General features: G+C 38.0%; 9 protein-coding genes and 4 pseudogenes. 11 read left to right on the top strand and 2 right to left on the bottom strand.

The annotated features are described in order from the left end of the window. Positions 1-25 precede the first annotated feature (25 nt). From ACLKL2_RS05160 to ACLKL2_RS05130, 7 genes and pseudogenes are all read left to right on the top strand, one after another. Positions 26-1,105, top strand: coding sequence for a porin (locus ACLKL2_RS05160; RefSeq protein ID WP_113819211.1), 1,080 nt, complete (start codon positions 26-28; stop codon positions 1,103-1,105). 44 nt (positions 1,106-1,149) lie between these two features. Then, on the top strand, positions 1,150-1,881 hold the full coding sequence (locus ACLKL2_RS05155) for a lamin tail domain-containing protein (RefSeq protein ID WP_413693617.1): 732 nt from the start codon (positions 1,150-1,152) through the stop codon (positions 1,879-1,881). After that, complete coding sequence (locus tag ACLKL2_RS05150; protein WP_413693616.1) at positions 1,878-2,147, top strand: hypothetical protein; 270 nt, start codon at positions 1,878-1,880, stop codon at positions 2,145-2,147. The genes ACLKL2_RS05155 and ACLKL2_RS05150 overlap by 4 nt, the downstream gene beginning before the upstream one ends. Before the next feature lie 28 nt (positions 2,148-2,175). Then, positions 2,176-4,284: pseudogene (locus tag ACLKL2_RS05145) on the top strand (ExeM/NucH family extracellular endonuclease); the annotation flags it as partial. A gap of 88 nt (positions 4,285-4,372) precedes the next feature. Further along, a pseudogene (locus ACLKL2_RS05140) lies at positions 4,373-4,903 on the top strand (carbohydrate binding domain-containing protein); the annotation flags it as partial. Between the two features lie 249 nt (positions 4,904-5,152). Then, positions 5,153-6,355: pseudogene (locus ACLKL2_RS05135) on the top strand (endonuclease); the annotation flags it as partial. Positions 6,356-7,019: 664 nt separating this feature from the next. Further along, positions 7,020-8,060, top strand: coding sequence for a porin (locus ACLKL2_RS05130; RefSeq protein WP_413693615.1), 1,041 nt, complete (start codon positions 7,020-7,022; stop codon positions 8,058-8,060). Positions 8,061-8,131: 71 nt separating this feature from the next. Here the strand turns inward: ACLKL2_RS05130 and ACLKL2_RS05125 are convergent, their stop codons facing one another. Together ACLKL2_RS05125 and ACLKL2_RS05120 are read right to left on the bottom strand one after the other, a co-directional pair. After that, positions 8,132-9,712, bottom strand: coding sequence for a BCCT family transporter (locus ACLKL2_RS05125; RefSeq protein WP_413693614.1), 1,581 nt, complete (start codon positions 9,710-9,712; stop codon positions 8,132-8,134). Between the two features lie 310 nt (positions 9,713-10,022). Then, on the bottom strand, positions 10,023-10,994 hold the full coding sequence (locus ACLKL2_RS05120) for a polysaccharide lyase family 7 protein (protein WP_413693613.1): 972 nt from the start codon (positions 10,992-10,994) through the stop codon (positions 10,023-10,025). Between the two features lie 513 nt (positions 10,995-11,507). On the opposite strand from ACLKL2_RS05120, the gene ACLKL2_RS05115 reads away from it, so the two are divergent. The 4 genes and pseudogenes from ACLKL2_RS05115 to ACLKL2_RS05100 all read left to right on the top strand — a co-directional run bounded on the left by ACLKL2_RS05115 (position 11,508) and on the right by ACLKL2_RS05100 (position 16,279). Continuing rightward, complete coding sequence (locus ACLKL2_RS05115) at positions 11,508-12,464, top strand: TRAP transporter substrate-binding protein (RefSeq protein WP_113818646.1); 957 nt, start codon at positions 11,508-11,510, stop codon at positions 12,462-12,464. Between the two features lie 65 nt (positions 12,465-12,529). After that, the gene (locus tag ACLKL2_RS05110) at positions 12,530-13,006 is read left to right on the top strand and encodes a TRAP transporter small permease (RefSeq protein ID WP_413693612.1); all 477 of its coding nucleotides are present in this window, start codon (positions 12,530-12,532) and stop codon (positions 13,004-13,006) included. A gap of 20 nt (positions 13,007-13,026) precedes the next feature. After that, a pseudogene (locus ACLKL2_RS05105) lies at positions 13,027-14,335 on the top strand (TRAP transporter large permease). 279 nt (positions 14,336-14,614) lie between these two features. After that, positions 14,615-16,279 carry a methyl-accepting chemotaxis protein gene (locus ACLKL2_RS05100; protein WP_413693611.1) on the top strand — a complete coding sequence of 555 codons (1,665 nt, stop codon included), beginning with the start codon at positions 14,615-14,617 and terminating at the stop codon, positions 16,277-16,279. Positions 16,280-16,384: the final 105 nt, after the last annotated feature.

The raw sequence follows: 16,384 nt of genomic DNA, 5'->3' as shown, positions 1-16,384 counted from the left end.
AAAAACATTGTATAAGGATGATGAAATGTTAAATAAAACAATGCTAAGCATTGCTGTTGCAACGGTTTTAGCGAGCCCAATAACACAAGGTGCCACTATTTATGAAAAAGATAATGGCGATAACTTGCAAGTGTATGGTGAAGTGGGTGTTGGTGGGCATATAGGAGCAGATTACGAGTACGGTGAATTCTACACCGATGACGAATCTTACATTGATGACAGCTTTGCGACCTTAGGACTTAAAGGCGAATACGATGATGTGTATTACCGTTTAGAGCTAGATTATGAACGTGAGAACTGGGAATACGGCTCAGGTGATATGGTGCTTGCCATCGATAAACTGTTTATAGGTTACAAATTCTATCAACAGCATGCCATTGAAATTGGTTTAACCGATACAGCGTTAGACGATTACGATAAATTTGGTGACTTTACCTTTGATACCACAGTAGAAACGGGTGAAGGTGGTGACCAGGAGAATACCGTTAAATATGAAGGTGTGATGTCTAACTTTAAGATGGGCTTATCTTACACTTACGATGGTGAAAGCTCTTCTGGCTCTGAATTAGGTGACGTGATCAATGGTTATGTGGGCTTCTTCAGTGATTATGCTGATGTTGTTTTAGGAGCTGAAACCCGCACAGGCTCTGAAGGTATCTCTAAATACGGTGAGCAGATGCTGTATACCTTAGGATTAAGAGCTTACCTTGGCGATGACCTGGCGATTGGTTTAAATGGTTTTATCGAATATGAAGATATTGCTCAAGAATCGACACTTATTTCAATTAGCGACGACCTAGAAGAAACATACTCTTATAACGATTATCAAACGCTTGAAAATAAAGGGGCGTTGATTTCTGCTCGTTACATTGCAACGGAAAAACTGGAGCTTACTGGCTCATTTAACTACGAGGCTTATGAAGAGTGGGATATCTACAGCCCATATGGTGTTGCACCTGATGATGAGTATTCATGGGGCAAAGAACGTATCTGGGGCACATTAGGGTTTAATTTCAAACCCACTAAATCAGTGGTATTTGCATTGGAAGCTAACTTTGGGGAAGCAGCGCAAGACGCTTATGCATATGGTCGTGTTTATTTCTAACTTGCTGTAAGCAGTTAAAAATCAAAGATTAATTTAAGGATAAAATGATGAGTAATATTTTGAAAAAGACCACATTATCGCTAGTTATTAGTGGTATTTTGGCAGCCAATGCTAATGCTGCAATCACCGATATTATTATTAGTGAGTATGTAGAAGGGTCAGGCGATAATAAAGCCATTGAATTGACCAATACGGGTTCAAGCAGCTACACATTCCCTAGTAATATTGAGTTACAATATAGCTCTTACGATAACCAAATTAGAACACCCGACGGTGATAATATATTGGAAGGGCTCACCATTGCAGGTGGTGCGACAGTTGTTATTTATAACAGCGCTGCAGATGCTGCCTTGAGTGAGTCAATTGCCAGTTCTGCGACAGCGGTTATTGCGGCCAGTTATGATGAGCAGTCCTATTACAGCTTAAGCTTTAATGGTGATGATCACGTGGCGATTATCGATACGGACACTAATACCACTTATGACACAATTGGTACTGATGGCACCTATTGGGGAAGTGGTCAAACATTGCGCCGTAGGGCTGGTGAAGGAGATTCTACACCTGTTCAATCATCCACTTACTCTTCATCTGACTGGGAAGATTTTGGTGAAGATGTTTTCGATGACCTTGGCACAGCAACTTACTCAGAGTACGAGGAAGTGGTTGCTTCAACTTGTTCTTTAGACACACAAACAACTATTGCTGAAATTCAAGGCTCTGATTCAGCTTCTCCCTTATTAGCAGCGGTTTTGAGTCTGCTGAAAGTTATAATGTGACAGGTATCGTCACAGCGGTCACTAGTTATCCTGAAAAAGGTTTTTACTTACAAGATGTAACACCAGATGGTGATGAATTGACGTCAGATGGTATTTTTGTGAGTACTGCTAACGCTACCGATGACATGATCGGTAATACGGTATGTGTGACAAGTACTGTGACTGAATACTACACACTGACACAATTAGAAACTGATGAATGGGATATCATTGATACAAGCACTTCAGCGCCTGCAGCAACTGATATTGAAATGATCGCAGAATGATAACGGTTCGTTTAATGCAACGTTAGAGCGTTATGAAGGTATGTTAGTTAACTTACCTGAAGATATCGACATGAACACTAGCGGTAATCAAGATATGCGTGTCACTAAAACTTTTGGTTTTAACTATGACAGCTACCGTAATGATTTAATTTTGTCTTATCTTCGTCCTAATATGAATCCTACCCAGGATAATGTTGCAGGTAGTGATGAAGCTTATGCTGCTGAAGATGAAAATGATGATTATCGCTTAATTGTGGAAAGCAGTGAAAGTGCTGATGATGGCGAAATTCCTTATTATCCAAATTTCAACTCAAATCCGGAAGATAACTATATTCGTATCGACGATAGTGTTATTGGCATGGAAGGTGTGATTACCTATAGCTACGGCAATTTTAATATGGTCGTCACTAATGAATTGGTGAGCAGTAACTTTACCCATAATACAGATAGAACTTCCTCTCCAGATTTAAGCACAACGACCGATGATGATAGCTTTGTGATCAAAGTCGGTACTCAAAATGTGCTTAACTTATTTAACTCTCCATATGGTGGCGATAGCAATAGCTTTGGTGATAACCGTGGTGCCGATGATGAAGATGAATATACCAAACAACTTGCGAAATTAGTTTCTGCTATCAAAGGGTTAGATGCTGATATTGTTGGGTTAATGGAAATAGAAAATAACGGTTTTGGCAGTGATAGTGCTATCCAAGCGCTTGTTGATGCGATTAATGATGAATATTACGATGAAGATCCTAAGGATGTGGATAGTGATGTTTCCATCAGTAATCGTTATGTCTTTGTTGGTTATGACTCGAACAGTGACCTTGTATTAGATGAAAATGATGCGTTAGGCACAGATGCGATTAGTACAGGTTTAATTTACCGCCCTACAAAAGTAAGTATTGAAAGCATGCAAGTGATTTCAATGCCTGAGCAACACGCTCCTGTGGTTGTTAATGATAGTAACGTTGTTGTCAAAGACAGCAGTGGCGAAGTGCTTGAGAGCGGTGATAATTATCAACGTGAAACGCTTGCTGCTACCTTCAAAATTCCTAATACAGGTAAAACGTTAACGGTCGCTGTTAACCACTTTAAATCAAAAGGATCAACATGTTGGGAAGATTGGGATGGTGTTGAGTTTGGTGATGAAAGCACCTGGTCAGATGATGCCCCTGATGCAGATTTACAAGGATCTTGTGAAAACTTACGTGTAGCCGCAGCGGTTCAATTAGCTGAGGAGCTTGATGAAATTGGCGGTGACCGTGTCATTGTGGGTGACTTAAACTCTTATGGTCAAGAAGACCCAATGTTAGTACTTACAGAGAACACTACGGGTAAAGAGATTATTGCTGCACGTGATACTTACATCGGTGATAAGCCACAATTTAACGTTGATGGTTCTGCTGAAACAATTACAAAAACCTACGGTTACCTAAATACAGTCGCATTAAAAGATGCAGCAAAAGATCAACAAAGCTGGAGTTATTCTTACGATGATGAAATAGGTTCGTTAGACCATATTTTAATAAGTCCTTCATTAGAAACGCGTCTTATCGATGCAGTTGATTGGCATATCAATGCCCCTGAATCATCGCTATATGATTACAACAGTGAATATAAAGGTGATTTTGCAGATAACTTTTACGTGGATGATGAGTATCGCTCTTCAGACCATGACTCTGCGATTATTTCATTAAGCTATGAATATGGTGAAGTGGGTGAAGGAGAACCAGTATACCTAACCATTAGCAGTAGTGCTGTCACTGTTCCTTATGTTTTAGCGGAAGGCGCTTTAGTGGATGATGTTGTACAAATCGCTTTATCCTCTTCGGAAGATATGAGTGATGTTGTACTACCAAACATTACCATCACAGAAGACAACCAATCATTAGTAGAAATTGAGGTCTATGGTATCGAAGCGGGTGAATACACCGCCAAGATGACCCTAACACGTGATGGAGAAGTGTTATCTGACTACACTCAATCAATGACTTTCGAAGCAGCTTCTGAAGATTCTACTAGCGCAACTATCGCACCGGCTGAGGAGTATGACGGTTCAGGTGGTGGTGCATTTGGTTTATTCAGCCTACTGTCACTTTTTGGCTTAGCATTCTTACGTCGCCAAAAGGCCTAACTTAACCTAGTCATTAGGATGCCAATACAGAGATTGTATTGGCATCACTAGCACGTTTATTTTTAAATGGTATTTAAAGAGAGATAACATGGATAACAAACTAAAAACAGCGTTACTGTTATTAGCATTCGGTGGCTTAGCGGCTTGTGAAAGCAGTGATGATAACTCTACGATCACTAGTAATAATTATATTACAGCGATCCAAGAGAGTGAGTCGACTGAAGAAGAAACGGCGACAGAAACGGAAGATGACAGTAGTACTGAAGACACCAGCAGCGAAGATACTACAACAGCGAGCGTACTCTTAAATGGTGATTTTGAAAGCTGGACCGATGGCGTGCCAGATAGTTGGACAACCATTGAAGATGGGATCACTGTTATCCAGTCTACAGAGCAGTTTTATGAAGGTGAAAATTCTGCAGAAGTAACGGTAACAACTGCTACTCAAGGTGATACTGATTTCCGTCAATCTATTGATGTTGAATCTGGTGTGACTTATACCGTGACGACATGGGTTTATCATACGGAAGGTATGGTGAGTGCTCGCTTATATGTAGACGGTTACCAAAACTATTCAGATCCTGACTTAGTCTATCAATGGCAAGAAATGACCTATAGCTATACCGCCGACGAAGATAAAAATATCGAGGTGGGTTTACGATTCTATGATCAAACAGGTTTTGATGAAGAAGAGATTGTTTATGTCGATAACTTTTCGGTTAGTAATGAAAGTGTTGAGAGCGAAGAAGAGGCAACTGAAGAGGTGACTGATGAGACTTCAACTGAAGAAGAAGTAACAGAAGAAACAACTGATGAAGAGACTACTGAAGAGTACGCAACTGACGATACCGAGAGCACTTTATTACTAAATGGTGACTTTGAAAGCTGGACTGATTCATTGCCAGATAGCTGGACAACTATCGATAGTGATATTGGCGTTACACAGGATACAAGCAATTATTATGAAGGAACGTCTTCTGCACAAGTAGCAGTAAACTCAGGTACTCAAGGTGATACTGATTTACGTCAATCTATTGATGTTGTCGCAGGCACTTCTTACACTTTCAGCACATGGGTTTATCACACCGATGGTTTTGTTAAAGCGAGATTATATATAGATGGTTACGCCGATTACTCTGACAATACGATAGTAAACGAATGGCAAGAAGTCACTACTACTTATGAAGCGACAGAAACCACTAGTATTGAAGTTGGTGTGCGTTTCTACGACCAGACTGGTTTTACCGATTCTGAAATTGTTTATATTGATAGTTTGTCAGTGACTACCGATTCAAGCTCTGATACTAGTGCCTATTATGCCAGTGCAGAAGGGTTATCTGGCCTTGAGTTAAAAACAGCTTTGTATAATATTGTTAAAGATCACACCACTAAAACATACGCTAATTTATGGGACTTCATGGGTACTAATTCATTAGATGTTTATTATGAAAATGATGGTTCTATTTTAGATATGTACTCTGAAAATGTGTCTACGTCAGATAGTTATAATTACACGCCGGTGACAGATCAATGTGGTAACTATACTGGTGAGGGTAGTTGTTATAACCGTGAACATTCATTTCCTAAGAGTTGGTTTGATGAAGAATACCCAATGTATACTGATATTCATCATATTTTTGCTACCGATGGTTATGTAAATGGTCAACGCAGTAGTTATCCATATGGTGTTGTAGGGACAAGTAGTTATGTTTCTGATAACGGCAGTAAAGTAGGATCGGCAAGTAGCGACCTAGGTTATACTGGTACCGTTTTTGAACCCATTGATGAGTTTAAAGGTGACTTTGCTAGAGCGTATTTCTACATGGCAACCCGTTATGAAGATATTGTATCTACTTGGGAAACAAATTCAGATAATGCTGCTGCAGTATTAGATAGCAGTTCTGATTATGTTTATGAAGACTGGGTGATTACACTGCTTAAAGAGTGGAATGAAAGTGATCCTGTGAGCCAAAAAGAGCTTGATAGAAATGAAGCGGCTTATGAATTCCAAGGTAACAGAAACCCATTTATTGACCACCCTGAATACGTTAGCGAAATTTGGGCTGATTAATATAATAGGAAAGTAAATTATACCAATTGCATTAAATAAGTGATTGGTATTAGTCAGTATACTGATAATCTCAGCAAAAAGGTCTGTATTTACAGACCTTTTTGCTATTAAAAGGAGTAGTTTTACTTTATCTCTTGTCCTGCTATTGCATACTATTTAGTAAGCATCTCACCTTACGTCCCTGCTATTTTTTATATTTAATAATTAAATTTTGATCGTTTTTCAAGCTTAAAAGTTAAAGTTCCATAAATATTAATCATTTATAAGTCTTTAATTTGGAAACTTTTAAAATTAAACTTATCATCCAAATGTATGCAATTTATATTTATTTTGTATGCATTTATTATTGCTTGATAGGTTTGTTTTCGATTCTATTGAGTGATCTAAAGCTTATTGTATCAATCACACCAATAGCAGAGCTATTTTTGGTTAAAACGACTTATTTTATGTGATTGTGGTTAAGGGAATAACCATTATAAGGGCAACCTTTTTATTTTCTTCCACAAGTATGCCTAACCGTTAATCTTCATAGGCATCAATTACGCTTTAAATGATGTGTATTTTTTCCTGAAACCTAGTTCAGCGGCTTGGTTGTGTTTGTATCAATTATTATAAAAAGAAATACATATTAGTATTCAAAAACATTAAATTAAGGAACTTTTCAATGTTCAAAAAATCGATTCTTTGTTTGTCGATCGCAACTGTTTCTGTTGCGCAAGCTGCCACTATTTATGAAAAAGAAAATGGCGATTACTTGAAAGTATATGGTGAAGTTGGCGTAGGTGGTCATGTCGGGGCTGACTATGAATATGGGGAGTTTTATACGGACGAACAATCATATATTGATGATAGTTTTGCCACACTAGGGTTAAAAGGTGAAACGGAAGGGATTTATTACCGTTTAGAGCTGGATTACCAACGTGAAAATTGGGAATACGGTTCAGGTGATATGGAACTGGATGTTGATAAATTATTCTTGGGTTATAAGTTTTATAAACAACATGCTATTGAAGTTGGTTTAACCGATACCGCATTGGACGATTACGATAAGTATGGTGATTTTACCTTTGATACCACAGTAGAAACCGGCGAAGCGGGCGACCAAGACAATACTATTAAGTATGAAGGTGTTGCTGACGCGTTTCGAATGGGCATCTCTTATACCTACCAAGGTGAGAGCTCATCGGGTTCAGAGCAAGGTGATATCGTAAATGGTTATGTTGGTTATTTCAGTAATATTGTAGATGTAGTTGTGGGGGCTGAGACGCGTCGTGGGTCTGATGGTCTGTCGAAATATGGAGAGCAAAACCTATTTACGTTAGGTTTACGAGCCTATGTATTAGAAGACCTAGCGATTGGTGTCAATGGATTTATTGAGAATGAAGATATATCGGAAGAAGATTCTGATAACGCAGATGTTTACAATGATTACCACACACTTAAAAACAAAGGTGGTTTGGTCTCTGCTCGCTTTAATGCAACCGATAAAATTGAGCTGACTAGTTCGATTAATTACGAAGAGTATGAGGCCTGGGATAGCAGTAGTGCTTACGGTGATGGAGTGGATTACTCTTGGGGTAAAGAGCGTATTTGGGGAACGGTTGGTATCAATTTTAAACCGAGTAGACCCATTATTTTAGCAATAGAATTAAATGTAGGTGAAGCGGCACAAGATGCCTATGCATACGGGCGTATTTATTTTTAATCGCTAATAAATAATAAAAAGGCTATCAAACTGAGTTTGATAGCCTTTTGTGTTTTAGATGTGGATATCACCTATTTATAGAGAGCTCGCTCTGTATTCAAGCCTTTAATTAAACTGACACACATAATAAGCAATACAAAGGTGAAAGGGAGCGCAGTAGCGACTACACCTGATTGCAACGCCTGCAATGCTTCTTTACCACCAATCCATAACATGACCGCTGCAATTGCACCTTCGGTGGTGGCCCAAAAAATACGCTGAGGTATTGGTGCATCAATCTTACCGCCTGCGGTAATGCTATCTATGACCAATGAACCAGAATCTGACGAGGTTACAAAGAAAATCAGTATTAACACAATAGATATGATTGAAATAATATTGCCAAAAGGTAATTGGTCGTATACATGAAATAAAGTTAAAGAGATATCTGTTAGCCCATTAGCTCCTAATTCACCGACTTTGTTGACTACTTGATCCAATGCAATACCACCAAAGACTCCCATCCAGATAATGGTTAATAGTGTTGGCACAAAAATCACACAAAATAGGAATTGACGAACTGTACGGCCTTTTGAAACACGCGCAATGAACATACCAACAAATGGTGACCATGAAATCCACCATGCCCAATAGAATACTGTCCAACCATGCATCCATACTTCATCTTCACGACCATGTGGATTACTCAGAGGAATAATATTGTTGATATAATCGATTAATGTATTTGGCACAGAGCTGATAACAACATCAAAACTCACAGCAATCACAAATACTAGCAATGCAAAAGCAAAGACCATGTTGATATTACTGAGTAGTTTTACACCGCCTTCGATACCACGAATAATGGATAAAATAGCGATGAAAGTAACAAAGGCAATCACTGCGAACTGCATGCCAATACCGCCATTCGTTCCAAATACATGATTAATACCACTGGTCGCCTGTTGTGCACCCAAACCTAATGATGTCGCCAAACCAAATAAAGTCGCTAATACGGCTAAAATATCAATGATATGACCTAACCACCCCCAAGCTCTATCACCAAAGATTGGGTAAAAAACCGACCGAATTGAAAGGGGTAAACCTTTGTTGTAGGTAAAAAAGGCTAACGCCAGTGCCACTATCGCGTAGATTGCCCAGCCATGTATGCCCCAATGGAAAATAGTGGTGCCCATTGCTAATGCTTTAGCCTCCGGTGTATAAGGCGCTACATTAAATGGCGTTCCCCACCAATCAGTGAAATAAGCCGTTGGCTCAGCAACGCCCCAAAATAACAACCCAATCCCCATTCCCGCTGCGAATAACATCGCCAACCAGGAAGCCGTTGTATATTCCGCTTTAGCATCTTTGCCACCGATACGGATTTTGCCTAATGGGCTCAACATGACAATGATTGCAAATATTAAAAAGAAGTTAGTGGACCACATAAATAGCAGATCAAAATCTTTCATAATGCCATTTTTAAGGTCATTTAATACCGTTTTAGCGGTGGCGGGTTCAACCATTAACGTCATGGCGATAAATAGCAGGATCAGACCTGCACTTATTCCAAAGACAGGGTTATGTATATCAAAGCCCCACTTTTGAAGGTTATCTTGACCGACTTGATAGTCGGTTGTTTCAATACTGTATTTGTTCTGTTGATTATCCATAATATTTTACTGCCAGCCCTTAAAGCGAAGATTTATTTAAAGAGTAAAGATGACTAACCTATTAATGAGGGTTATGACAACGAGCTCTTAAAGGTTAAATTAATAGTAGCAAAGTGAGATCTTTTATCATCTTTATTATTTAAATACGCTGAAGATATTCTATTAGATCTAAAGTTGTCTGATTATTTTAAATTACATTTCAAATAGATAGGTCAAACTAGGGGGATTGGCGACACTGAGGTTTGATAAATGGAATAAAGGCTGGAAAAACCAGCCTAATATAAAGTGATTAAGGGATAACTAACGAATATTAGTGGGACACTTTTAAGTCATAGAAAGTTGCTTGTACGTAGTCTTTAGCATCGCCAGTTTTGTTTTGGTTGTAAACACCTGCTTTAAAGTACATGTATTGACCACCAACATCATAGCGGCTTTCTGACATATCAACATGTTTAGTGATATCTGCTTTACCTGGGCGCATCACTGTTACTGCTAAATCATGCCCTGTGACGTTGATGCGATAACTGAATTTCTCTCCTAATTTAATACCATCTTCTGGCTCTGCTGGAGTTGCATCTTGGTGCCAATAGTTGGGTAATGAGTTACCTATGATATCTATCCATTGTTCACCTGCTTCACTATTTGGTTCGTGTGCAAAGTAGATTGATCCTTTTTCATGCTGTGGTAATTTTCGGTAATATAACCTAATTGGCTCATCATTATTTGCGTGGATTTGACCGATAATCACACGACCTTGTTGCCAGCTAACACCCGTTGTTGTGACATGATTAACTGCTAGTGTCGCCTCTAATGTCCCATCAACACCGCCGGCATTTTCTAGGTCAGCATCAGGCGCGGTCGAAAATACCCAGTTATTACCACCAACCCCTTTAGTGCTGTATGAAGTATTACCTCGACGTATCATTTCACGTAGTTCTGAACGTGTATATTTAGTGTTTTTAGAGGTTTTAGCTCCTTTTATTGGTGACTTAAATACCATGCCACCATCATCGGCTAAATAAAAATATTCTGGATCAGAGTAACCTGCAGCTAATACCTTCTCTTTAATTTGGTCTGATTTTCCGTTGCCATCAGAGTCAACTGGCACACTAATCGTCCAACCTAATAGATCAAATTGACTGGCAGGAGAACCTGCTTTGGCAAGTACTGCAGTATTGTCGTCTGCAGTGCTTGCACAACCAAGTAATGCAAATGAACAAGCGATTACAGTTATTTTATAGTTGTTTTTAGCACCACTATCAGAAATTTTTTTAGTTAACATATCAATGCCTATTTTAATAATTAATTTGGGTTTAATAGTTAGAGTCATTAATGAGGATACGGCAGGGCCGTTAATTCTTAGATTAAGAGTCGTAGTACACTCACTCAGTATTTTTTAACATTATGTAATTAGTTTTATTGTTAAATCATGTTCTAACTTTGATTATATTGTCATACATATAAAGTGTGTTTTGTTATTTAGCTCTCTAAATAGAGATTTATTTAAATTTATCCACAAGTCCTGTATTTTTCTTTTCTTGATTGTTTTAAGTTATTGAAAATATAGTTTTAATTTAAATTCAGTGTGTTAGTTATCATTTTTGATTTTATTTATACTAATAACTAGATTGTGGTGACAAAGATCTGATTTTTAAATAAGTAAAAGTGACAAGTGTCATAGGAATATATTTTGTTATTGTAATACTTAATGTTCTTTGTAATATCTGCGTTGTTTGTCATGAAGCATTAATGATGCTCATAAAATATTGCTACTTTAAATAAGGAAATGAAGACAATGAAAAAGATACTGTTACCTTTACTTACTACCTTACTTCTTACGCCAAGTGTTTATGCAAAAACATTAAACCTAGGTCACGCGATGTCATTAGAAAGTGCAGCGCATAAAGGCATGGTGATCATGGCTGAAAAAGTAAAAGAGAAGTCCGATGGTGAGTTAACTATTCGTATATTTCCGAATGCACAGCTAGGTTCAGAGCGTGATCAAGCTGAACAGGTAGTCACTGGCGCGATTGATATGGCTAAAATTAATGGTGGTTTAGCAGAGTCTTTTGAGCCAACGTTTAAAGTAAATGCATTACCTTTCTTATTCCGTGATGTACCACACATGAGAAAATTCATGAAAAGTGACGTGGCCGAAGAGATGTTGATGTCAAGTAAAGGCAAAGGCTTTATTGGATTAACTTTTTATGATTCAGGTACGCGTAGTTTTTATGCAAAAAAAGCAATTAACTCACCAGCTGATCTTGCGGGTATGAAAGTACGTGTACCGGGTTCTCCAACTATGATCGAAATGGTTAACTTATTAGGTGGTAAAGCAACACCTGTTCCATTCACTGAGGTTTACACAGCACTGCAACAAGGTGTAATCGATGGCGCAGAAAACAACATATCTAGTTTAGTTGAAATGAAGCATAGTGAAGTGGCTAAATTTTACTCGATGGATCAACATTTAATGACACCTGATGTGATCATCATTTCTGAAAACTCATTTAACTCGTTAACACCTGAAGAGCAAAAAATACTAAAAGAAGCGGCTGCAGAATCTCTTGAAGAACAAATCAAGATTTGGGATGCAACTGATGAGATGAATAAAGCGAAAGGTATTGAAGCCGGTGTTACATTTGTTGAAGTAGATAAAGCCCCGTTCCGTGCAGCAGTTAAACCTATGATTGATGAAGCTAAAAAAGATCCTAAATTAGCCGGTTATATTGAAAAAATTGAAGCGCTTTAAATAAGTAATAGTAAAACTATCATTTTGCTCTGGCTTTGCTAGAGCAAAATTTTTGAGGTATAGACATGTTAATAACGTTAAGAAAGCTGCTTGATAGAGTCATTCTTGGTATTTCTTCCCTTGCATTGATGCTGCTGGTGGTTACGGTCACTTGGCAAGTATTTAGTCGTTATGTATTAAACGATCCCAGTAATTGGACTGATGAGCTTTCCCGTTACATTATGGTGTGGCTTGGTTTATTAGGTGGCAGTTATTTATTTGGAGCAAAAGGGCACTTAGCTATTACCTTGCTTGATAATTATCTCAAAGGCAAACCACATATAGCATTACAATTATTGATCAATGCGATTTGCTTTTCCTTTGTATCTTTAGCCATGTTAAAAGGTGGCTTAGCATTGATGGAAAGAACAACACAGCAATTATCACCTGCATTACAACTTCCGATGTCTACTGTTTATTCAATATTACCCATTTCAGCAGTCATTATTTTGATTTATTTAGCTTTAAATACCCTAGATTTATTTAAAAACAAAACAGTATAAAATTTAAAAGGATTTCTATTATGGACTTGTCCATTGGTGTTTGGTTGTTATGCCTATTTTTATTCATGATTGCGATAAGCGTTCCAATTGCGGTAGCAATTGCAATGTCATCATTAACTATCATGTATTTTATTTTACCCTTTGATGTGGCAAGTATTACCGCAGGTCAAAAAATTATTACCGGTATCGATAGCTTTAGTTTGTTAGCTATTCCCTTCTTTATTCTCGCCGGTAACATTATGAATGTTGGCGGGATTGCTTGGGCGATTAATTAATCTCGCTAAACTTATGGTAGGTTGGATCCCGGGTTCTTTATTACATGTAAATATTTTTGCCAACATGATGTTTGGAGCAGTTTCAGGGTCTGCCGTCGCGGCAGCTGCTGCGGTAGGTAAAACCTTAGGTCCTGAATTAGAAAAAGAGGGCTACGATAAAAATCTCGCCACCGCTGTTAATGTGGCTTCATGTCCTGCAGGTTTATTAATTCCACCAAGTAATTCATTAATTGTCTTTTCAGTTGTATCTGGTGGTACCTCCGTCGCAGCATTATTTATTGCTGGATACGTGCCTGGTATCTTGATGGGATTAAGCTGTATGATTGTTGCTTACTTTATTGCTAAGAAAAAGGGCTATAAAACCAGTGCCAATGATGGCTTCACAGTAAGAGACGTATTACGTATCATTTGGCAGGCGATTCCAAGTTTAGGGCTTATCTTTGTGGTAATAGGCGGTATTATCGGCGGTGTCTTTACAGCAACGGAAGGGGCTTGTATTGCGGTGTTGTATTCCTTTGGCTTGTCACTCTGTTATCGAACATTGAAGTGGTCGCATTTCTCGAAAATTTGTAATGAGACAACACAAATTACTGGCATCATGTTGTTCCTGATTGGTGCTTCAACTATCATGTCTTGGGCAATGGCTTTCACTGGTTTGCCAACCATGATCAGTGATTGGATGTTATCGATTTCTGATAACCCGATTATCATCTTTATTTTGATGAATATTATCTTACTGATTATTGGTATGTTCATGGATTTAACGCCGGCGGTATTAATCTTCACACCAATCTTTATGCCAATTGCTACCACACTGGGCATGGATCCGATTCACTTTGCCATGATGATTATCTTTAATTTATGTATTGGCATTGCAACACCACCGGTTGGGACTGCACTGTTTGTTGGCTGTAGCGTCAGTGGCACTAAAATTGAAAATGTAATAAGAAGTATTATGCCGTTCTGTGCGGTGTTGATTGTCACCTTATTATTAATTACCTTTATTCCTGAAATTAGTTTATTCCTGCCAAGGTTTTTTGGCTTAATTAGCTAACTTGGTTTAATTAACTAAGTAATATACCGATTCATCTTTATAGCCAACTTTAATAGTTGGCTTTTTTATTGCTTATGAATTCCTATTAACATTATAAAGTCAGTGATGTGACGTTTTTAAAGAGATAACTTATTTACTTACAGCGGTACATCACAGTTTTCTGACATTTTATAAAAAGTTCGTAATTAAGATGAGACGTATTTGAAATTTGCCAATATACTCTAAAAAATAACCCTCTTTAGGTACTTTGTTATCCCTTTGTAAGGGAATGGAATCTACATGAATAAATTAACCATGCTTCAAAAATTACTTTTACTCACACTAATCCCGCTAATCAGTATTTTAGCTTTGTTATCCTTTATCTCGTTTTCACTGGAGAAGAAAGGTTTAGAGGATAACATCGCAGAGTTTCGTAGCGCATTGATTAAAGAACGAGAGCAGCAACTTAGGGAGATTACGGAAGTGGCATCAAATGTTGTGTCGCATCAGTTATCTTTACCTAATCAAGGTGATGTTAACGCTGCTCTTCGTGATCTTCGTTTTGGTAATGCGGGTTACTTTTATATTTACGACACAAAAGGTGTCAATATCTTCCATGCCATTAAACCAGAGTTAGAAGGCAAAAACCTCATTGATTTAACTGATACTAAAGGTAATAAGTTGATCGTTGGTTTATTGAATGCCGCGCAAAAAGGTAATGGAGTTTATTCATTTTATTTTCAAAAACCAGGTTCGCCAAAACAATTTGAAAAATTAGGCTTTGCTGCAATGGTACCCAACACTAATTGGATGATAGGTACAGGCGCTTATATTGATGATATTGAAACAGTTATTGATGCATACAGTGAGACGACTACGGCTACATTAAAAGATAAATTATGGCTTACCTTATATATTTCAATTGCATTAATCATATTGACTATTGTCATCGTTGTCTTTGTTGCATCTAGAATGGTTAAACCAATAAAAGGTATGGCTGATAATCTAAATGATATTGCACAGGGTGAAGGGGACTTAACTTTACGTCTGCAGATTAACGGGCACGATGAGATTGCACAACTAGGACGTTCGTTTAACTTATTTGTAGATAAATTACAAAATACCATTAGCGATATTAACACAGCGACCTTAGGGATTAATCAAGCCGGTCGTGATATGAATTCACAAAGCTCTGAAATTGCATCACAGTTACAGCATCATAATAATGAAACAGAGCAAGTGGTATCGGCGATCACTGAAATGTCATCCACAGCCAATGAAGTGGCTAATAATACCAACCAAGTAGCCGAAGCGACGCAAGCAGTGACATTAGATGTAATGAATGCGCAAGAGTGTGTTGAAACTTCGTTATCGGAAGTGACTGCATTAGTTGAAGAGATTAATGGCGCTGCAAGTAGTGTGACAGCATTAAGTGACCAGTCACAAAAAATTAATCAGGTATTAAGTGTGATTGGCGCGATTGCTGAACAAACTAACTTATTAGCCTTGAATGCGGCCATTGAAGCTGCACGAGCAGGTGAGCAAGGGCGAGGTTTTGCGGTGGTTGCCGATGAAGTACGTAGCTTAGCAAGTCGTACTCAACAAAGTACCTTAGAGATAAATGAAATGCTTGATGAGTTACATCGATTAGTGAAAGTATCAGTTAATGCTATGTCTTTAAGCCAAGAGCGCAGTACTCGTACTGTTGATTCATCTCGCACCATTTCAGAAAGCTTAGTGTCAGTGACCACTTCTATTACGTCTATCAATGATATGAGTACACAGATTGCAACAGCAACCACAGAACAAAGCTCAGTCACTGAAGAGATTAATCGTAATATTTATGAAATCCAAAATATTGTGAATAGCTTAACGTCGAGCAGTGTTGAGGCTGAAAAAATTGCCAGTGATGTATTGTCAGAAGGTGGCAAGTTAGAAAAGTTGGTGGGGCAATTTAAAATTTAATCTGATTAAATTCTTACCTTTTATTAAGTGGCCTAACTGAGCTGTCTGTTAGGTCACTTGTTTATCTCAAACACTGTCATTAAAATAAGCTGATTGTGTCAATCA

This window comes from Psychromonas sp. KJ10-2 (assembly GCF_047323255.1).
Taxonomy (GTDB): Bacteria; Pseudomonadota; Gammaproteobacteria; order Enterobacterales; family Psychromonadaceae; genus Psychromonas.
Note: the sequence above shows the minus strand (reverse complement) of the source record. Positions and strands in the feature narration are given on the sequence as shown.